This window comes from Streptomyces sp. NP-1717, from assembly GCF_022695985.1.
In the GTDB taxonomy this organism is placed as follows: domain Bacteria; phylum Actinomycetota; class Actinomycetes; order Streptomycetales; family Streptomycetaceae; genus Streptomyces.
Genome location: NZ_JAAPBF010000133.1, coordinates 1 through 19,376, shown reverse-complemented (window position 1 = coordinate 19,376; position 19,376 = coordinate 1). Strand labels below are relative to the sequence as shown.

At 72.2% G+C, this 19,376-nt stretch carries 19 protein-coding genes; 11 read left to right on the top strand and 8 right to left on the bottom strand.

Annotated features, from left to right (window positions below; translation table 11 throughout):
* From GXP76_RS23575 to GXP76_RS23555, 5 genes are all read left to right on the top strand, one after another.
* Nucleotides 1-229, top strand: a 229-nt coding sequence (locus GXP76_RS23575; protein ID WP_374362255.1) for a hypothetical protein, incomplete at its 5' end; no start/stop codon positions are given.
* Entirely contained in the window at nucleotides 222-1,274 is a 1,053-nt protein-coding gene (locus tag GXP76_RS23570) for a polyprenyl synthetase family protein (RefSeq protein WP_374362253.1), read from the top strand. The genes GXP76_RS23575 and GXP76_RS23570, both read left to right, overlap by 8 nt.
* Before the next feature lie 49 nt (nucleotides 1,275-1,323).
* Nucleotides 1,324-2,505, top strand: a complete 1,182-nt coding sequence (locus tag GXP76_RS23565; protein WP_242573578.1) for an oxygenase MpaB family protein — start codon at nucleotides 1,324-1,326, stop codon at nucleotides 2,503-2,505.
* Between the two features lie 82 nt (nucleotides 2,506-2,587).
* Nucleotides 2,588-3,655 carry an endonuclease/exonuclease/phosphatase family protein gene (locus GXP76_RS23560; protein WP_242573577.1) on the top strand — a complete coding sequence of 356 codons (1,068 nt, stop codon included), beginning with the start codon at nucleotides 2,588-2,590 and terminating at the stop codon, nucleotides 3,653-3,655.
* A 153-nt stretch (nucleotides 3,656-3,808) separates the two neighbouring features.
* On the top strand, nucleotides 3,809-4,279 hold the full coding sequence (locus tag GXP76_RS23555) for a Rieske (2Fe-2S) protein (RefSeq protein WP_242573576.1): 471 nt from the start codon (nucleotides 3,809-3,811) through the stop codon (nucleotides 4,277-4,279).
* A 227-nt stretch (nucleotides 4,280-4,506) separates the two neighbouring features.
* On the opposite strand, the gene GXP76_RS23550 is transcribed toward GXP76_RS23555, so the two are convergent.
* Entirely contained in the window at nucleotides 4,507-5,424 is a 918-nt protein-coding gene (locus GXP76_RS23550) for a LysR family transcriptional regulator (protein WP_242573575.1), read from the bottom strand.
* A gap of 74 nt (nucleotides 5,425-5,498) precedes the next feature.
* Between GXP76_RS23550 and GXP76_RS23545 the strand changes: the two genes are divergently transcribed.
* Entirely contained in the window at nucleotides 5,499-6,581 is a 1,083-nt protein-coding gene (locus GXP76_RS23545; protein WP_242573574.1) for a DMT family transporter, read from the top strand.
* On the opposite strand, the gene GXP76_RS23540 is transcribed toward GXP76_RS23545, so the two are convergent.
* Complete coding sequence (locus GXP76_RS23540; RefSeq protein WP_242573573.1) at nucleotides 6,572-7,903, bottom strand: aminotransferase class I/II-fold pyridoxal phosphate-dependent enzyme; 1,332 nt, start codon at nucleotides 7,901-7,903, stop codon at nucleotides 6,572-6,574. The two genes, GXP76_RS23545 and GXP76_RS23540, sit on opposite strands and share 10 nt — an antisense overlap.
* Before the next feature lie 36 nt (nucleotides 7,904-7,939).
* Here GXP76_RS23540 and GXP76_RS23535 point away from each other — a divergent pair, with 36 nt between their 5' ends.
* Entirely contained in the window at nucleotides 7,940-8,611 is a 672-nt protein-coding gene (locus GXP76_RS23535; protein WP_242573572.1) for a pyridoxamine 5'-phosphate oxidase family protein, read from the top strand.
* A gap of 1 nt (nucleotide 8,612) precedes the next feature.
* Here GXP76_RS23535 and GXP76_RS23530 read toward each other — a convergent pair whose 3' ends face one another.
* The 3 genes from GXP76_RS23530 to GXP76_RS23520 form a co-directional block, all read right to left on the bottom strand.
* Nucleotides 8,613-9,599 (bottom strand): DMT family transporter, encoded by a 987-nt coding sequence (locus GXP76_RS23530; RefSeq protein WP_242573581.1) that lies wholly within the window; start codon nucleotides 9,597-9,599, stop codon nucleotides 8,613-8,615.
* A gap of 167 nt (nucleotides 9,600-9,766) precedes the next feature.
* A complete protein-coding gene (locus tag GXP76_RS23525; protein WP_242573571.1) occupies nucleotides 9,767-10,840 on the bottom strand; it encodes a DMT family transporter in 1,074 nt (357 codons plus the stop codon).
* A gap of 82 nt (nucleotides 10,841-10,922) precedes the next feature.
* Nucleotides 10,923-11,474, bottom strand: a complete 552-nt coding sequence (locus tag GXP76_RS23520; RefSeq protein ID WP_374362246.1) for a Clp protease N-terminal domain-containing protein — start codon at nucleotides 11,472-11,474, stop codon at nucleotides 10,923-10,925.
* A gap of 243 nt (nucleotides 11,475-11,717) precedes the next feature.
* On the opposite strand from GXP76_RS23520, the gene GXP76_RS23515 reads away from it, so the two are divergent.
* Complete coding sequence (locus tag GXP76_RS23515; RefSeq protein ID WP_242573570.1) at nucleotides 11,718-11,912, top strand: hypothetical protein; 195 nt, start codon at nucleotides 11,718-11,720, stop codon at nucleotides 11,910-11,912.
* Between the two features lie 106 nt (nucleotides 11,913-12,018).
* Here the strand turns inward: GXP76_RS23515 and GXP76_RS35910 are convergent, their stop codons facing one another.
* Nucleotides 12,019-12,624 carry a PadR family transcriptional regulator gene (locus GXP76_RS35910; RefSeq protein WP_078078425.1) on the bottom strand — a complete coding sequence of 202 codons (606 nt, stop codon included), beginning with the start codon at nucleotides 12,622-12,624 and terminating at the stop codon, nucleotides 12,019-12,021.
* Between the two features lie 150 nt (nucleotides 12,625-12,774).
* Here GXP76_RS35910 and GXP76_RS23505 point away from each other — a divergent pair, with 150 nt between their 5' ends.
* Nucleotides 12,775-13,596 (top strand): PhzF family phenazine biosynthesis protein, encoded by an 822-nt coding sequence (locus GXP76_RS23505; RefSeq protein ID WP_242573568.1) that lies wholly within the window; start codon nucleotides 12,775-12,777, stop codon nucleotides 13,594-13,596.
* A gap of 25 nt (nucleotides 13,597-13,621) precedes the next feature.
* Here GXP76_RS23505 and GXP76_RS23500 read toward each other — a convergent pair whose 3' ends face one another.
* Complete coding sequence (locus GXP76_RS23500; protein ID WP_242573567.1) at nucleotides 13,622-14,401, bottom strand: CPBP family intramembrane glutamic endopeptidase; 780 nt, start codon at nucleotides 14,399-14,401, stop codon at nucleotides 13,622-13,624.
* 182 nt (nucleotides 14,402-14,583) lie between these two features.
* Here GXP76_RS23500 and GXP76_RS23495 point away from each other — a divergent pair, with 182 nt between their 5' ends.
* The gene (locus tag GXP76_RS23495) at nucleotides 14,584-16,347 is read left to right on the top strand and encodes a substrate-binding domain-containing protein (protein ID WP_242573566.1); all 1,764 of its coding nucleotides are present in this window, start codon (nucleotides 14,584-14,586) and stop codon (nucleotides 16,345-16,347) included.
* A 391-nt stretch (nucleotides 16,348-16,738) separates the two neighbouring features.
* Here GXP76_RS23495 and GXP76_RS23490 read toward each other — a convergent pair whose 3' ends face one another.
* Nucleotides 16,739-18,271: a glutamate--cysteine ligase gene (locus GXP76_RS23490; RefSeq protein WP_242573565.1), complete on the bottom strand. Its 1,533-nt coding sequence runs from the start codon at nucleotides 18,269-18,271 to the stop codon at nucleotides 16,739-16,741.
* Between the two features lie 508 nt (nucleotides 18,272-18,779).
* Here GXP76_RS23490 and GXP76_RS23485 point away from each other — a divergent pair.
* Nucleotides 18,780-19,376, top strand: a 597-nt coding sequence (locus GXP76_RS23485) for a hypothetical protein (protein ID WP_242573564.1), incomplete at its 3' end; no start/stop codon positions are given.

Genomic DNA, 19,376 nt, shown 5'->3' with positions numbered 1-19,376 from the left:
GTCGGCGCTGAAGGCCGCGGGCGGTCTCCTCGGGCGCTCGGACGTCGGCGCCCTCGCGGCGGAGGGCCGCCAGGACCTCCGGGCACGCGGCCGACTGGCCCTCGACCGCCTCGGCGGGCACGGCTCGGGCGACGGGAGCGAGGCGCACATGGAGGTCCTCGCACGCCACGCGCGACACCGCGCGCACCTCCACGCGCAGCGCCGCGGCGCCGGCGGCCCCGGTGTCTGATCCGTACGGGCGGCCCGGGCTGAAGTCCCGCGTGGACCGTGAGCTGGAGCGGTTCGTGGGCGCCGAGGCCGAGGCCCTGCTCGCGCTGGACGACGGACTCGCGCCCCTCGTCGACGTACTGACGGCGGTGACCGCGCGCGGGAAACGCCTGCGGTCGGCCTTCTGTTACTGGGGCTGGCGGGCCGCGGGCCAGCCCGACAGCGACGCGATGGTACGGGCCGCGGCCAGTATGGAGCTGGTCCACGCCGCGGCGGTGGTGCACGACGACATCATCGACGAGAGCGCCCTGCGGCACGGCCTGCCGACCGCCCACGTCGCGCTGCGCGAGGTGTTCGCGGACGGACCACGCCCCAAGGCGCGGGCCCGGTCGATGGCGATGCTCGCCGGCGACCTGCTGATGTCGTGGGCCGGCCAGATGTTCGCCGGCTGCGGGCTGCCCGCGGCCTATCTGGGGCGGGCGCGCGGCCTGTGGGCCGTGCTGGCACGGGAGTTGATCGCCGGGGAGGCCCTGGAGATCCTGCACACCGAGGGCGAGGCGGATGTGCGGCGCTCAATGAAGGTGATCCGGTACAAGACGGCCAAGTACACCGTCGAGCATCCGCTGCACATCGGTGCCGGGCTCGGCGGCGCCCACCCCGCCCTGCGCGAGGTGTTCACCGACTACGGCCTCCCGCTGGGAGAGGCGTTCCAGCTGCGGGACGACCTGATCGGCCTGTTCGGCGACCCCGCGACCACCGGCAAGCCGAACACCGACGACATCTCGGCGGCCCGCCCCACCGCGCTCATCGCCCTTACCCGGCAGGCGGCCACCCCCGCCGAACAGGCCGAGTTGACGGCTCTCCTCGGGCGCCGCACCCTCACCGCCCCTCAACTGCGGCGCGTGCGGGCCGTCGTCGAGCGCACCGGGGCGCGCGACCGCGTCGAGGACATGATCAGCGAACGGGTCAAGGTCGCCGTGTGCGCGCTGGACGGCGCCGGTCTTCCCGACGTCGCGCACCGCTCACTGACCCGGCTCGCCGACGCCGCCACCGACCGGCCGGACTGACCGCCGTCCGACACCGCTCCCGAGCCCCCCACTCCCGAAAGGTCCCTCAGTGACCTACACCGAACAGTCCCTCGACGCCCTGCGCCGCCACGGCGACGAACTGGCCGACGCCACCGTCGCGACGCTCTTCGAGCGCGGCCAGGTGGGTACGTACAACTCCCTCATGCGGTACGTCTCCACGGCCGGGCAGCCGCTGCCGGACGGTCTGCCGGAGGTCGCCCGCGAGTATCTGCACCTGACCGCCGCCCCTCCCGCGTGGGTGGACTGGGACGAGATGGAGAGGGCGCGGCTGTTCTTCATCGACAACGACGTGCACATCTCCACCGCGCTGTCCTTCGCCTCCATGCCCGCCTGCTTCCTGGTGCCGCACGTGGCGAAGCTGCTGTCGGCGAGCCATTCGCTGAACTTCCCGTCCAAGCGGATGGCCGAGACGGGGCAGTTCACCGTCCTACTGATGCGGCCGGACGCCTTCGAGGCGGGCAGCCGGTTCATTCCCGCCGCCCAGAAGGTCCGGCTGCTCCACGCGTCGATCCGCCATCACCTCGGGCGGGAGGGGCGCTGGGACGTGGCGGGTCTCGGGACGCCGATCTGCCAGGAGGACATGATCGGCGGGCAGATGATGTTCTCGATCCAGGTCCTGGACGCCCTGCACCGCCTCGGTATCCACATGAGCACGGAGGGCGCGGAGTCCTACTACTACGCCTGGCGTGTGGTGGGCGCCATGCTCGGCATCGACCAGGACCATGTGCCGGCCGACCTGGCCGCCGCGCGCGAGTTCTCGGACCTGTACATGACGCGCCACATGGGCCCCAGCGAGGAGGGCGTCCATCTCACCCGGCAGCTGATCGATCTGTACGAGGAGGTGGTGCCCGGCACCCTCCTCGACCCCGTCGTCTCCGCGCTGATCCGCCATCTGATCGGTGACACGTCCGCCGACTGGCTGGAGGTGCCCCGCACCGGCTGGGACACGCTCGTCAAGGCGGTCCCGGTTCTTCTGAACGTGCTGGAGACCGTCGAGGACCGCTCACCACTCGGAGCCTGGGCCCTGGACCGCCTCGGCCATCTCACCACCATGTTCGAGCTCTCCTCCCTCACCCGCGGCCGGGTCATGCACTACGCCATCCCCGAGCAGCTGAAGAAGGAGTACGGCCTCTCCTCCACCGTCCCGCGTACCCGCCGCTGGACTCCCCCGCCTCCCACCGCCTCCCACCGTCTCCGCGCGGGACGGTGACGTGGCGGACACACGGGCGTGGACGGCAACTGTTCCACCTGGTGGTTCGTCTTGATGGAGAGGATCAAGCGGATGGGAAGCCATGGTGGAGCGGGTGCGGGCGCGCGGTGATGTGCCGTCGACGGTGCGGGCGGCGCCGGGGTGGAAGGGGCGGCGGACTCCGGAAGAGGACGGAGCCCAGGGCGGCCGGGGGGACGGCAGGGCCCGGTCGGCCTGGACGCGGGGCCGGGTTCTCGCCGCGCTCGCGGTGCTGACGGCGGCGCTGTTGGCGTTCCACCGGGCGGTGCCCAACTCCGTGGGCAACCTGGGCAGTTCGCTGGAGGCGTTCCTGCCGTGGCTCGGTCTGGTGGTCGTGGCGCTGCTCGGACTGGCGCTGCTGCGCCGTTCGGCCCTCGCGCTGGTGGTCCTGCTGCTGCCGGTGGCGGCCTGGACGTATCTCTTCGGCGGGCTGTTCCTGCCGGGTGCGGCGGCCGGCACGTACGACCTGGTCGTGGTGCAGCACAACGTCAGCGACGAGAACGCCGACCCGGCGGGCACGGCCCGCGCGCTGGCCGGTGCCGGGCCCGATCTCATCGCGCTTCAGGAATTGCTGCCCCCGGCGCTGGCTGTGTACGAGAAGACGCTGGCGGCCGAGTACCCGCACCACGCGGTGCGGGGCACGGTCGGTCTCTGGTCGAGGCATCCGCTGAGCGGCACCCGGCTGGTGGACATCAGGCCCGCGGGCATCGCGGAGGGCTGGGATCGCGGGCTGCGGACCGTGGTGGCCACCCCGCGCGGCGAGATCGCGGCGTACGTCGCGCATCTGCCGTCGATCCGCTTCGGGGCGAGCGGCCTCGCCTCGTCCGCGCGCGACGAGAGCGCCGGGCTGCTGGGCGAGGCCGTCGCCGCCGAGCCGGTGGACACGGTGGTGCTGCTGGGCGATCTGAACGGCACGGTGGACGACCGGGGGCTGGCCCCGCTGACGTCCCGGATGAGCGTGGCGGAACGGGGCTTCGCCCTCAGCTTCCCCACCGCCTTCCCGCTGGCGCGGATCGACCAGGTCATGGCCCGCTCGGCGACCGTCGGCCATATCCGCACGCTGCCCGCGACCGGCAGCGATCATCTGCCGGTGGCCGCCGGGATCACGGTTCCCGACCGCCCCGATGGCTGACAGTGACGAGGAAACGGCCTGTTCCGGACGTCGATCTCCACGAGAAGTCCTTGAAACTTTGAGAAAGTCGTCGAGGGTTTGAACACCGCGTCGCAACGGTGCGTACCCCCTCAAGAACCGGCCACCGGAGCCGGCCACGGACAGGGAGCAGACATGACGGGAACGCAGGACACCGCACCGACGGCCACGGGCCGGACTGTGGCGCGCCGTACGGTCGTGGCGGCGGCGGGCGCGGTCGGCCTGGGCGCTGCGCTCGTCGCCTGCGGGTCGGACGAGCCGGCGGACTCCGTCGGGCAGGCTCCGGCGGACGACGGCGCGAACAGCGGCGGCGGGCAGGGCGCGGTGCTCGCCAAGACCGCCGACATCCCGGAGGGCGGCGGCAAGGTCTTCGAGGCCCAGGGAGTGGTGGTCACCCAGCCGTCGGCGGGTCAGTTCAAGGCCTTCTCCTCGGAGTGCACGCACTCGGGGTGCGCGGTCGGGAGCATCGCGAACGGCACCATCACCTGCCCCTGCCACGGCAGCCAGTTCGACGCGTCGGACGGCAGCGTGAAGAAGGGTCCCGCCACCAAGCCGCTTGGCGCCGCGTCGATCACCGTGGAGGGCGACGAGATCAAACTCGCCTGAACCACCGTCACGAAGCACCGGGCCGATTCAGCGACCGGGCCCGCCGCCACTGGGCCGTCTCTGACACATGGCGCCGTCCGCCCGCAGGTCGGGACCGGCGGCGGGTGGCGCTGTGCGTCGCAAGGCGGAGGGCCGGCCCCGTACCGGGCGCACTCGGCCGCCTGACGACAACGCGGCGTGGCACCGTGCCACGCGCCGCCGGCCGGGCGGGAGGCGCCGGACACGGCCTACGCCGCGGCCGCCGCCTTCACCACCCCCGCAGCCTCCTCCAGCGCCTCGACCGCCGCCCTGATCGACGGACGGCGGTCGGCGTCGGCGCGCCACACCGCGTACACATGCCGGAACATCTTCTGCCGTACGGGCACGGCAACGACGCCTTCGGGCAGCCGTCCGCGTCCCATCCGGGGTGCGACACAGACCCCCAACCCGCCGCCGACCAGCTCCAGTTGGGTGTGCTGCTCACCCGCCATGTGCTCGATCCGCGGCTCGATCCCCTTCGAGCGCAGCGTGAACACCAGCCACTCGTGGCAGAACTCGCCCGTGGGCCAGGACACCCAGGAGTCGTGGGCGAACTCCTCCAGATCCACGTCCCGCCGCTCCGCGAGCGGGTGATCGGCCGGCATCGCCACATCGGCCGCGTCCTCCAGCAGGGACGCCGTCGCCAGCCCGCCGGGCACCGGCAGCCGTTTGTTGTTCCAGTCCAGTACGACGGCGAGATCGAGGTCGCCGCGCAGGACCTGCCGGATCGCGCCGTCCGGTTCCAGCTCCAGTGAGCGCACCCGCAGATCGGGGTGCGCCTTGCGCAGCGAGGCGAGCGCGACGGGGAACAGCCCGCGGGCGGCCGTGGGGAACGCCGACAGCCGTACCTCACCGACCACCTGTCCGCGCCGCGCCTCGATGTCCGACTGGGCGAGTTCCACCTGGGAGATGATCCGCGCGGCATGGTCGGCGAGGAGGCGTCCCGCGTCGGTGAGCCGGACGCCGCGCCCGTGCTTGGCGAGCAGTTGCTGGCCCACCTCCCGCTCCAGCTTGGCCATCTGCTGCGAGACGGCCGACGTGGTGACATGGAGTCCGTCGGCCGCTCCGCTCACGGAGCCGTGCCGGGCGAGCGCGTCGAGGATCCGCAGTCTCTCCAGGTTCAACATGTAAGTGATGCTACGTGAACGGGTCGAGAAATTCTCGCTTGTCCTAAGAGGTGCCGGAGCCGCATCGTTGCCGTATGACCACAGCGACCCCGCGCCGCACCGGACGCCCCGGCTCCTCCTCCGCCACCCCGCCCAAGGCGCCTTCCGGCGACCCGGCCCCGACGACGGCCGGCGGCCCCGGCCCCGCCGTGAGCCGCCGCCCCGCGATCGACTGGCGCATCCGGTTCGGCGTGCTCTCGCTGATCTGGGGCTTCAGCTTCCTGCTCATCAAGGTCGGCACCCATGGCTACGCGCCGTTCCAGGTGACCTTCGGCAGGCTGTTCTTCGGTACGGCGGTGCTGGCGGTCGCGATAGCCGTACGCCGCGAGCGGCTGCCCCGGGGTCTGCGCACCTGGGGCCATCTCACGGTGGCCGCGTTCATCCTCAACGCCGTCCCGTTCTCGCTCTTCTCGTACGCCGAGCTGACCATCCCGTCGACCCTCGCGGGCATCTGCAACGCCACGTCACCGCTGTGGGGCATGCTGCTGTCGCTCGTCGCGCTCTCCGAGGACCGCCCCACCCGGCGCCGTGTCGGCGGTCTGGGGCTCGGCTTCATCGGTGTACTGACCGTGCTCGGCGCCTGGCAGGGCTTCTCCGGTCTCGACTTCGCCGGTACGGCCATGGCTCTCCTGGCCTCCCTCAGCTACGCCGTCGGCTGGGTGTACGTGCGCCGCACACTGGCGGGCAACGGCAGCTCGCACCTCTCGCTCACCGGCGCCCAGTTGTTCATGGCGACGGTCCAACTGGCCGTGGTCACACCGCTGTTCACCGATCTGCCGACCTCCTTCCCGGTGGTGCCGCTGCTCGCCGTGGTCACGCTCGGCAGCCTGGGAACGGGCCTGGCCCTGCTGATCCAGTACGGTCTCGTCGCCGAAGTGGGCCCGACGACCGGCCAGATGGTCACGTACTTCGTCCCCGTCATCGCGACGGCCGCGGGTGTGGCGGTCCTCAGCGAGCCGCTGCACTGGAACACTCCGGTCGGCGCGGTCGTCGTGCTCGTCGGCGCCGCGCTCACCCAGAGCAGGAAGGACGGGTCCCCGGCGGCGCGGAAGTCCGCCCCGCCGGCCGGGCCGACGCCCACGCCGACACCGACGGCGGTCCCCGCGGATCAGCCGTAGCTCCGCGCCGGCGCGGCGCCCGCCGCGTCGGCCACCGCGTCCGCGACCGACTCGATGTCCTCCCGCGTCATGGACGAGACCGTCAGCCGCACGCCGGGCGCCGCCGCCATCCGGAAGCGCGCACCGGGTGCCACCGCCCAGCCCGCGTGCAGCAGCCGGGCCACCGCACCCGTCTCCTCGGCCACCGGCACCCATACGTTCATCCCGCTGCGCCCGTACGCCTCCACCCCCCGCTCGGCCAAGGCCCGTACCAGCGCGTCGCGCCGCTCGCCGTACGCGCGCGCGACGGCGGGGGTGTCGACCGCGCCCGCCGTCCACAGCTCCACGACCGCCTGCTGCAGCAGTCTGCTCACCCAGCCGGGCCCCAGCCGCTGACGGCCCGTCACCCGGTCGACGGTCACCGTGTCCCCGGTCAGCACGGCGATCCGCAGATCGGGGCCGTACGCCTTGGCCGTGGACCGTACGAGCGCCCAGCTCTCCGTGACCCCGGCCAGCGGATGGAGCGGCTCGTCGACGATGCGGTGACCGTGGTCGTCCTCGATGAGCAGAACGTGGGGGTGGGCCGCCAGCACCGTACGCAGCTCCCGCGCGCGGGCCGCGCCCACCACCGCCCCCGTCGGATTCTGCGCCCGGTCGGTGACGACGACCGCCCGCGCCCCGGCCCGCAGCGCCCGTTCCAACTCCCCCGGCAGCGGCCCGTCGTCGTCGATCGCCATCGGTACGGGCCGCAGCCCCAGCGCGGGCACCAGGTCGAGCAGAGCGCCCCAGCCCGGGTCCTCGACGGCGACGGCGTCGCCCGGCCGCAGGTGCGCGGCCAGGACCCGCTCGATCGCGTCCAGCGAGCCGGAGGTCACGGCGACCGGTCCGCCGGGCACGCCGTCCTCGTCGAGCCCGGCCCGGGCGAGCCGGGCGAGCTCCGGCAGTACGGCGGCGTCCCCGTACCGCCCCGGCCGCTCCGCGTGGCGCCGCGCGGCGGCGGCGAGCGCGTCGTGCAGCGGCGGCAGCAGGGCGGGATCCGGATTGCCGTCCGACACCTCCCGCACGCCCTCGGGCGCCTCCACCCGGATCGAGCCGCGCGCCGTACTCGACGGCCGTGCGCGCACGCGGCTGCCCCTGCGGCCCGCCGTCTCGATGACGCCCCGGTCGCGCAGCGTGCGGTACGCGGCGGCCACCGTGTTCGGGTTGACCCCCAGCTGCAGGGCCAACTCCCTTAGAGGTGGCAGCAGTTGGCCGGGCGTCAGCTGTCCGGCGCCGATGCCCCGCTCCACGCTCGCGGAAATCTCGGCGGCACGCCGCCCCTCGATCCGATACTCTCCTAGCACAAAGAACACTATGCACTAGTACATAGGAGAAGCGCAATGCCGGAGCCCACCTCCTCCGCCTACCGCCCCACGGACCGCACCGTCCCCACCCGCTCCGCCAACCGCGCGTCGTACGACCGCGAGCTGGTGCACGGGATACTGGACGAGACCTACCTCTGCCATCTGGGATTCGTCCGCGACGGCGCGCCCGTGGTCCTCCCCACCCTCTACGCCAGGGTCGGCGAGCGGCTGTACGTCCACGGGTCGACCGGCTCCCGGCCCCTGCGGATGGCGGGCGACACCGCCGAACCGGGGCTGGCGGTCTGTCTGACGGTCACCCATGTCGACGGCCTGGTGCTCGCGAGGTCGGCCTTCCACCACTCGATCAACTACCGCTCCGTCGTGGTGCACGGCACCGCGTACCAGGTGACCGACCTCGACGAGCGGCGCACCGCGCTGGACGCCGTGGTCGACCACGTGGTGCCGGGCCGCTCCCACGACTCGCGGCCCGGCAACGCGAAGGAGCTGGCGGCGACCGCCGTGCTGCGCCTCGATCTCGACGAGGTGTCCGCCAAGGTCCGCGGCGGCGGCCCGAACGACGAGCCCGAGGACCTGTCGCTCCCCCACTGGACCGGTGTGGTGCCCGTCGTCCGCGGGTACGGCACACCGGTCCCGGCCGACGACCTGGACCCGGCCGTCGGCCTGCCCGACTACCTCTCGGTGCTCTGAGTCACGCGAGGACCGCCGCCTTGCGCCGGCCGGAGGCGAGGCGCGCCTCGGCCGTGGCCAGTCCCACCACGGCGGCGAGGAGCAAGAGTGTCCCCGCCACGGTGGCGACGGTGAGCTGTTCGCCCAGCAGACCGACCGCGATGACGGCCGCGCTGACCGGCTCCAGCAGCATGATCACGGAGACGGTCGCGGACCGTACGACCGCCGCGCCCGCGAAGTAGAGGGCGTACGCGAGGGCCGTGGGCACCGCGGCGACGTACAGCAGCAGCCAGAGCACCTGGGCCGGTTCGGCGGTGTGCGGCAGCAGTCCCTCGGCGGCGGCGAGCGGCAGCACGCACAGCCCCGCGACCGCGAACGCCCAGGCGGTGGTGGAGAGGGAGTCGGCCGTGCCGCCGTCGCGGCCGAGCCGGCGGGTGAGCAGGGTGATGGCCGCGTATCCGGCCGCCGCCAGCACCGCGTACGCGATGCCCGCGGGACGTACCGTCGCCCCGTCACCGCCGAGGACCAGGACGACGAGGCCGGCGAGGGCGCCGACGACGGCGATCAGACCGCTGCCGCCGAGCCGTTCACCCATGGTCAGGCGCGCGCCGAGCGCGATGAGCACGGGGCCGGCGCCGAGGGTGACCACGGTGCCGACGGCGAGGCCGGTCTCCTCGACCGCGGCGAAGTACGCGCTCTGGAAGACCGCGAGGCCGACGCCCGTACCGAGGACGCGGATCAGCCGGCGGCGGCGCGGCTCGGCCGTGACCTCCGCAAAGTAAGTGGTCGCGGCTTTCGCCGCGCGCCTGCGGCGCAGTCCCAGCGCGCCCAGGAGCAGCACGAGCCCGCCGGCGCAGCGCCAGAAGGAGAGGGAGAGCGGACCGATGTCGCTGACGCGGTAGACGAGCGAGGCGGCGGCCCCGGCGGTCCCCCAGGCGACACCGGCGACGACGAGATAGAAAAGGCTGCGGCCGACCGATGGGCCGGCAGCGGCGGACGAGGCGGAAATCGACACGTGACTTCTCCGTGTGAAGAACGGGTTGGTGGTCGGCTACTCCGTCTCGCGGGCAGCGACGGACCGCTCGGGGACTGCCCGAGCCCGGTCTTCGTCAGCGGATGGCCGCCCGCGCTCAGGCGGCGGGGGGCGGAAGTACTGTCAGTCGCATGATCGGCAGCCTACGTGGCGCTCCGTCCGGCGGACAACCCGTCCCCCTCGCCGATCACTTCGGCCACGTCGTCCCCGCCGGCCCCCGCGTCCGAGTCACCGGCGGCGGGGTCACGGGGCGCCGCTTCCCCGCTCAACAGCTCCGTGTCGCCCACTCCCCCGGCCCGCGCCGTGGGTGTCGACGTCTGGGCGATGAACGCGCCCATGAGTACGACGAGACCGCCCAGGATCTGTGGCGCCGACAGGTGCTCGCGGAGCAGGACCCACGCCAGCACGGTCGCGATGACCGCTTCCAGACAGGCGACGACCCCCGCCACCTGCGGCGAGAGCCTGCGGACGCTGACGACGCCGGTGGCGTACGCGAGCACGGTCGCGACGAGGACGATCCACCCGAGCAGCAGCGGCGCGGCGATCTGTGACCCGCCCATCTCGGCGTGGCCGGCCAGCAGCGACCAGTCCATGCCCCAGGGCCGGGAGACGACGGTGAGGACGAGCGTGCCGATGAGCAGCCCGTACGCGATGACGCCCAGCGGATCGACCGCGTGGGCCGGGTCCGCCGGGTCGCCGCCCTGGTCGGAGAGGAGGAAGTAGCCGACCTGGCAGCAGGCCGCGGCGAGCGCCAGCAGCAGGCCGATCACGTCGAAGGAGAGCCCGGACCACACCTCGACGACGCAGGCGAGTCCGCCGACGGCCAGCACGACGCCGACGGCCGCGGCGCGGGTGACGGGCCTGCGCCGGACGAAGCGCACCCAGAGCAGGACCAGCGCCGGTGCCAGGTACTCCACGAGCAGGGCGACGCCGACGGGGATCCGGGAGAGCGAGGCGAAGTAGAAGGCCTGCACGCCCGCCACGGCGAACAGCCCGAAGCCGGCCAGCAGCGCGGGCCTGCGGCGGACGAGGTCTCGGTGGCGCCAGGCGAGAGGCAGCATCACCAGCGCGGCTCCGGCGGCGCGGAGCCAGACCACATGCAGCGGATCGAGCCCCGCCTCGATCAGCGGCTTGGCCGCGACACCTGATCCGCCGAACGCGAAGGCCGACAAGAGAGCGAGTCCCAGGCCGACGCTTCTCCCCTGAGACGCGTGCATGGACACATCATGCCAGTCGGCGTCAGGAGCATCAGTACTTTCACACCTGTCGAGACGGATCGTCGCCGTCGGTTCGCGGGTGTCACACTCCGTGAGCCGGGTCCGCGATACGGCCGGTCAGCGCGCGGGCGTCCACACCGGCCCGTTCGAGCACGTTCACCGCGCGGCAGTCCCGGTCGGACGCGAGCGCGTCGAGCAGATCGAGACCGCCGGCCCTGGGTTCGCCGCGCCTTCGGGCCCGTTCGACCGTGCCTTCCATGACGGCGACGGCCGACGGCGACCAGCCGGGGACCTCGGGCGTCGACACGACGGGGACCGGGCCCGACTCCTCCACCGTCCCCTGCCAGCGCAGCCCGTAGCCGATGCTCCGCTGGACGAGATAGCCGAGGACACGGGCGACCTGTGGACCGCCGTCGAACGCCGCGCGCACCTCCGCATCCGACTCAAGCAGCGAATGGAGCAGATGGGCGGTGTCTATCTGCCGGTCTCCGTCCCGGTGCGCCCTCCTGCGCGCCCCCGACACGACGGCCGCGAGCTCGGCGGAGAGTCCGGCGTCGATGTCCGCGCGGATCGAGACGGCGGAGACAACGGTCGAATCGGACTGTTCGGGCAACCACGGGGTAGGGCTCTGCACACTCCCACCTCATCAGCCGACCGGTGGGTGAAACATCCCCGGCGGGGAGCATTCGAGCCTCCCACCGAAGGTGGGCACAGCGGTGCCGCCTCTCCTCCTTACGAATGAGATCGGGCGCCGACGCGCCCGAAGAGGCGCGCCGCCTTGCCTCAGACCCCGGCGACTCACCCCGGCGCAACCGGCACGCCGGAGCGTTCGTCCCTCAGGTACGACGATGCCGCGCCGACCGCCGGGAGATTTCCGATGTACTGGATGGTCGCCCTGCTCGCGGTCGACGGGCGCCAGTACGTGTACCGCGTGTACGCGCCGGCCGACGCCCTGCGCGGCGACGTGTTCTGGGCGGCGTTCCACTGCCACGACGAGGGCCCGCACCCCCGGGCGAGCGACCGTTTCGACTCGGCGGAGTTCTGGCGGCTCCTGCCCGCGGCCCGGGGATGACTGTCCGGACATCACGGCCCGGACATGACGAAGGAGCCCCGCGACGATCTCGGCGATCGTCACGGGGCCCTTGTGAACCGTACGGGGCCGAAGGGCACCGCCGGGGTCAGTCCTCGTCGGCGAGGATCAGATAGAGCCTCTTGCGGGCGTCGTTGATGACGGCGAGAGCCTTGGTGCGCTGGTCGGCGGAGCCGGTCTTCCAGACCTGCCCGAACGCCTCCATCAGACCGAAGCCGGCCTGCCGGATCTCGTTCATCGTCTCCCAGTCGACACCGCGCCCGGCCTCTTCCCACGGGGCGTCGGGCCCCGATTCGGCCTCGGCGCGACCGGCCTCGGTCAGCGTGAAGAGATTCTTGCCGCCCTCGCTGCGGCTCGCGATGAGCCCCTCGTCCTCCAGGAGCTGGAGGGTCGGGTAGACCGAACCGGGGCTGGGGCGCCAGGCGCCCGAGCTGCGCTCGCCGATCTCCTGGATCATCTCGTAGCCGTGCATCGGCCGGTCCTTCAGCAGCGCCAGGATCGACGCGCGCACATCGCCGCGCCGCGCCCTGCCCCTGCCTCCGCCACGGCCCCGTCCGCCGCCCCCGAAGGGAGGCCCGAAGTTCGGCCCGAACGGCCCGAAGGCCCCGCGCCGCCCCTCGAAGTCACCCCGACCCCGATGGCCGGGCCCGCACTGCCCATGTCCGTGATCCTGCTCGTGTCCATGTGAACGCATCGCTACGCTCCTTCCATCGTTGATCAGTCGCGAGTCTGTCGCGATGCCTCAACGATATATCGGAACTGTTCGTTGAGCAACCTCCTTCGATGCCAGTCGTCCGGGATTGGCCTTGGCCTGCGCCTTCCGTGCTCTTCTACGGTCCGGAGCATGCGGATTCGAATCGTCGACGCGTTCACCGATCGCCCCTTCGCCGGCAACCCCGCGGGGGTGCTGATCCTGGACACCGGCCCGTTCCCCGACGACACCTGGCTCCAGCGGGTCGCCAGGGAGGTGAACCTCTCGGAGACGGCGTTCGCCCATCCGCTGGCTCCCGGCGGTGAGGCCGACTGGGCACTGCGCTGGTTCACCCCGGCGACCGAGGTCGACATGTGCGGGCACGCCACACTCGCCACCGCCCATGTCCTGCGCGGCGCCGGACTCGCGACGGGCCCGATCCGCTTCGCCGCGCGCTGCGGCGTACTCGGCGCGACGGCGCACGACGACGGCGGGCTGACTCTCGACTTCCCGACGTCGCCGCTGACCCCGGTCGCGGTCCCGGCCGGCGTTCCCGAAGCCCTGGGCGCCGCCCCGGTCTCGGTCCACGACACCGCGCCGCACATCGGGGACCTGCTGGTGGAGCTGGCGGACGAGCGGACCGTACGGGATCTGACACCGGACATCCGGTCGCTCGGAGCGCTCTCACGGCGCGGCGTCGTCGTCACCGCGGCGGCCGAGGACCCGGACCGCGGCTACGACTTCGTGTCGCGCGGCTTCTTCCCGGGCGTCGGCATCGACGAGGACCCGGTCACGGGCAGCGCGCACACGGCGCTCGCCCCGTTCTGGTCGGCCCGGCTCGGCCGCGCCGAACTGACGGGCCTCCAGGGGTCCGCCCGCACCGGCCTCGTCCGCACCTCACTGCGCGGCTCCCGCACGCTACTCACGGGCCACGCGGTCACGGTCATCGACGGCGAACTCCTCGCGGCCCCCTGAGCCCACGGCTGCCGTCGCCCACCCGCTACGGCGTCGGCAGCCAGTCCACATGTCCGGCGAGCAGCGCGTACCCGACGAACGCCACGATGTCGAGCAGCGCGTGCGCCACCACCAGCGGTCCGACCCGCCCCCAGCGCCGGTAGGCCAGGACGAACACCACGCCCATCACCATGTTCCCGATGAAACCGCCGATGCCCTGGTACAGGTGGTACGAGCCGCGCAGCACCGAACTGGCCACCAGGGCGGCCATCGGCGTCCACCCCAACTGGTCGAGTCTGCGCAGCAGATACCCGACGACGATGACCTCTTCGAGTACGGAGTTCTGCACCGCCGACAGGATCAGCACCGGGAACTTCCACCACACCTCGGGCAGTGACTCCGGCACCACGGTCAGGTTGAACCCGGCCGCGCGCGAGGCGATGTAGAACGCGAGCCCGGCGCTTCCGATACCGGCGGCGATCAGCGTGCCACGGCCGAGATCGAACCAGGGCCGCCGCCGGTCGAATCCCATGGCGCGCAGTCCGCTGCCCTCCCTGAGCAACAGGTGCGCCACCAGTACCACAGGCACCAACGAGCTGGCGATGCCGAACAGTTGCCAGGCGAGATCGAGCCATGGGCGTCCGGGCGCGTGCGAACCGTTCAGCGTGGCTGCCTGATCGCTCAGCCCGCCGGGCTTGGTGACCGATCCGACAAAGCTGATCAGCGCCGACACTGCGCTCGCTCCCAGCGACAGCGCCAGGACGATCAGCACTTCGGACCGCAGCATCTTGCGCGACAGGGCTTCTTGGGGGAGAGAATCGGCCACGGGGCCCGCCTCCGACTGCACAGCTGCCTCCAGTTGACTAATCGCGCCTCAAGCCCGTGCCCGTCCCGCTAGTGTCTCGAATGCGGGTACGAAGATCGCGCTACGCGTCGGGGGACGGGCGTTTTCGAGCGGGCCGAGGTCCCCCATTTTCCTTGTTCAGGTCAAGGAGGGGCACCACCGCCATGGAACGTCACAGCTTGCCCGACGACGAATCGACGGACAGCACCAGGGGCCGTCGCCCGCGCCGTCGCACCGTACTGATCGCGACGGCTCTCGTCCTCAGCCTGGCCGCGGGGACGGGCGTCGCGGCGCAGAGCGGTCTGCTGTCGTTCACCGACGGCTGCACGGGCTCGGCCGTACGGATCGACCTGGCGGCCTCGCCGGACATCGCCCCCGCCGTGCGGGCCGTCGCCGACGACGCCCGCAGGGACGGCGTCACCTCCGACGGCCGCTGTGTCGACGTCCGGGTCGACGCGCGCGAGAACTACGAGATAGCCGACGGCCTCGCCACCGGCACGAGCGCCCCGGACTACGAGGTCTGGCTGCCCGACTCCGACGTGTGGGTCGAGCGCGCCCTGGACGCGGGCGACGGCGTGGCGCTGACGCCCGCGGGCAACGCGGCGACCACACCGGTGACCCTGGCCGCGGTCCCGTCCGCCGGCAAGAGGCTGGGCTGGCCCGAGAAGACGTACACCTGGGCGGAGTTGACGACCGCCGCGGCCGGCGAGGACGCGCCGCGGCTGGGCGCGGCCGATCCGGCGCGCAGCGCGACCGGGCTGCTCGCGTTCGGCAGCGTCGTCGCGTCCACGCGGACGGAGGACCCGGACAGCGACACCCGGATCGCCGCCACCGCCGAGGCGCTGGCGAAGCGGGTGTCCGAATCGGACGGCCAGGTGCTCCGGTCCCTGGTGCGCGGGGAGTCGGACAACGCGCGGGGCAACGAGGCGGTGTTCCTCACCGAACAGGCCGCGTTCGTGCACAACTCCGCCGACGACGGCGGCTCCGACCTCCAGCTGTTCTATCCGACGGACGCGGCCCCGGTCCTCAACTACCCGCTGAACCTGGTCAACGAGCCCGATCTGACCACGGAGGAGAGCCGCGCCGCGATGCGGTTCATCTCCCTCCTCAGCGAGGACGGGCCGCAGCGGACGATGGCGGAGCACGGGTTCCGTACGGGGCACTCCGTCGTGCCCGGCGGTCTGGTCCGTACGGCGGGGGGCAGGGCGCCGCAGCCGTTCGCCCTGACGAAGGCACAGCCCCCGGCCACGGAGACGGTCGACGAGGCGCTCGGCATGTGGACGGTCACCGTGCAGGACGCGCGGCTGACGGTCGTCGTCGACACCTCGGACGCGATGGCGGGGCCCGTACCGGGCCGTGGCGGCGAGTCCCGGATGGACGTCACGAAGACCTCGATGCTCCAGACGCTCGCCCAGTTCACACCGGCGGACGAGGTCGGCCTCTGGGACTTCGCGGCCGATCTCGACGGCGCCAGGGACTACCGCAAACTGTCGGAGACCGCGCCCCTCGGGGAGCGCGCCAAGGACGGCGCCACCCATCGCGAAAGCCTCTCGGACGCGGTCTCCGCACTGGCGCCGGTTCCGAGCGGGTCGGCTGCGACCGGTATGTACGACACGACGCTGGCGGCCTTCAAGGAGGCCCAGTCGTCGTACGTGAGCGGCAAGTGCAACGCGGTCATCATCCTCACCGGCGGCCCGGACACGGACACGGCGGCCCGCACGGCCCTGATGGCCGAACTGCGCAAGCTGGCCGACCCCAGGCGGCCCGTCCCGGTGATCGCGATCGCCGTCGGCCCGGAGGCGGACCGCGAGGAGATGAACGAGGTGGCCGCCATCACCGGCGGCGCGGCGTACGAGGTGAGCGACCCGTCCGAGATCCAGGCGGTGATGATCGAGGCGATCATGTCGGTGGGCGGCACGAAACGCTAGAGCCTGTCTTCAAAGTAGCGCCGTCCGCCCGCAGGGCGGGGCCCGCGGCGGCTGGTGCGGTGCATCGCAAGGCGGAGGATCGGCGTTGTGGACGGACCTGCCGTACTCGGCCGCGTCCGACAACGCGGCGAGGTGCCGTGCCAGCCGCCGCGGGCCAGGCGGGACTTCGCGGACACCCCCTAGCCCATTCACCTGCGGGCCGCCCCCGCCCGACAGGCGGCAACGGCGGCCCCTGACCCACCCCGGGGCCGCGCAACACGCCGCCCACCGCCGGGCTTCCGGTGCCCGGCACCTTCCGGCCGGGAGGACGGTCACGGCCGGCAGGCCCCCGACCGACAGGCGGCAACGCCGACGCGGCCCACGGCCGGGGCGCTCAACCCGCCGGGGCGGGTCAGGCGGACAGGTTCGGCATCCGGGACGGGGCCGGGAAGCCCACCGGCCAGGTGTGGACCGGGTCTCCCTGGTGCATGAGTTCGGCGTAGCGCCGCGTCGTCGCGGCGAGGGCCGCCTCCCTGCGGAGGCCGGCCTCCTGGGCCCGGTGGTAGGTGTCCACCTGCCAGGAGGCACCGTTCACGCGGCGCTCGCAGCGCCCCTCGATCACCCCGAGGTAGAAGTCGCGGTCGGCCGGTTCCACGTTCCACGCGTCGAGCCCCGCCGCCGCGAGCGGCAGCAGCTCGTCGCGGACGAGCCGGACCGCCGACACCTCGGCGACGCCGCTGCCGGCGCGACCGCCGCGCGGCCACCGGAGCCGGGCCTCGATCCCGTCGCGGCACGCGGTCTCGAAGTTCCGCTCGGCCGTCTCGAACGGCAGCCGCGTCCACACGGGCCTGTCGTCCTCGGCGAGCGCGCGCACCAGACCGTAGTAGAAGGCGGCGTTGGCGACGACGTCCGTGACGGTCGGCCCGGCGGGCAGCACGCGGTTCTCGACCCGCAGATGAGGAAGGCCGTCCGCGACGTCGTACACGGGCCTGTTCCACCGGTACACGGTGCCGTTGTGCAGCACCAGCTCCGCGAGGCGCGGCGTACCGCCGTCGTCCAGGACCTGGAGCGGATCCTCGCCGTCGCTCATCGGCAGGAGCGGCGGGAAATACCGCAGATTCTCCTCGAAGAGGTCGTACGCGGATTCGATCCAGCGTTCGCCGAACCAGGTCCGGGGCCGGACGCCCTGCGCCTGGAGCTCCGGCGGCCGGGTGTCGGTCGCCTGGAGGAACAGCGGTGGCCGCGACTCGCGCCACAGCTCCTTCCCGAACAGGAAAGGCGCGTTCGCGCCGACGGCGATCTGCACGGCGGCCACGCACTGCGCCGCGTTCCACACGTCGGCGAAGCGGTCGGGCGTGACCTGGAGATGCAACTGCACGGACGTGCAGGCGGATTCCGGCGCGATCGAGGGTGAGCTGCACGTGAGCCGCTCCACCCCGTCGATGTCGAGCGCGAAATCCTCGCCACGCGCGGCCACCATCTGGTCGTTGAGAAGTGTGTAGCGGTCCGCGTCCGAGAGGTTCGTCGACACCACGTCGTCGAGGGAGAGCGTCGGCAGAATACCGATCATCACGATCCCGGCGTCGACCTCATTCGCTTTGCGATGGGCATATCCGAGCCCCGTTCGGAGTTCTTCCGCGAGCTGGTCGAGAACGCGTCCACCGAGCCGGTGCGGAGCGATATTCACTTCCAGGTTGAACATTCCGAGTTCCGTCTGGAAATCACGACTGGCGATCCGCTCAAGCACTTCCGCATTCATCATGCGCGGCATCCCGTCGGAACCGGCGAGATTCAGCTCGATCTCCAGACCCATCAGATTCCGGGGCCTGTCGAAGCGCTTCTCCCCCAGCAGCCGCCCCAGCACCGCGAGGCACTGCTGGAGCTTCGCACGGTATTTCTGCCGATCGGACAGGCCGGTACCGCCCGATTCGACCTTCTCCCCCATCGGAGGGTTCCTCCTTCACGTCGCCGTCCCGGCTGCCCCGGGCATCGCTTCACGATCGATAGTGCCCAGACTGAGTGATCCATAACGCCCCGTTTGCACGCCGCGCCGGGTAGAGTGGACAGAACGGCCTCGCGGCACATTCCTACGGCATGGGCAGTGAGCAATTTCACTGCCGGTTCCGGCGGGAAAAATCGCGGGCGGGTTTCGGCCTACCGCTCCGACGGAACAACCCCAGGCCAGAAGCCTGTGTTCACCGTTCATCTCACTGTTCATCGATGACGATTCCGAACGAGATGGACCGGATATGCCCTTGTGCGCAATACGGGCGACAGCTAGAAGAAACATTCTGTGAACACGCATCGTATAAAGTGTGTGGGAACGAGGCAGAGAGTGGAGCCCGGCCATGGCCTTGGGCCCTCCTCTGACCACGTGCGCCGACAGCGACGTCCGCACCCGCATCCGCATCACCGACGCTTGACTGTGCCTACTGAGCGAGAGGCAACCCATCATGCCGCTGCATGTCCCCCTGGCTCCAGCGCCCGCCCTGCGCAGCGTCCTCACGGCACTCGGTTCTCCCACCGCCGTGCGCGAGGCCCGTACACCCGCTCTCCGGTCCGTCCAGGGACCGCTGAGCCCCGAACTGCCCCTTCCGGTACACGTACTGGAACAGATCGCCCCGAGCAGTGACGCGCCTCAGACCCGGCTGGCCGGCTGGCGCTTCCTGATCCACAGCGGCGATCGCGCCGTCGCGGCGGCCGACACGATGCTCACCCCGGACGGCTGGGCGTTCTCGCGCTTCTTCGAGGGCCCCTACATCTCCGCCACCCAGCGGGCGTTGCGCCAGGCCGAGACACTGGGCTCCCCGTACCAGCCACGGCTGCTCTCGGTGCCCGGGCTCTACATGCTGACGCTGTGGCTGCACCAGGACATCGACGCGGACGCCTCGGCCGGCGCTCCTGCCCCGGCGGATCTCCTGATCCCGCTGGCGCCCGCCCCGCCTGGCATCGTGGCCCACCGGCCGCACCGTGTCGCGGATCTGCTCCCGATGATGGGCCTGCGCCTCACCTCGGAGCTCCCGGCGGCCCCGGCCTCGTCGGCCCCGCTG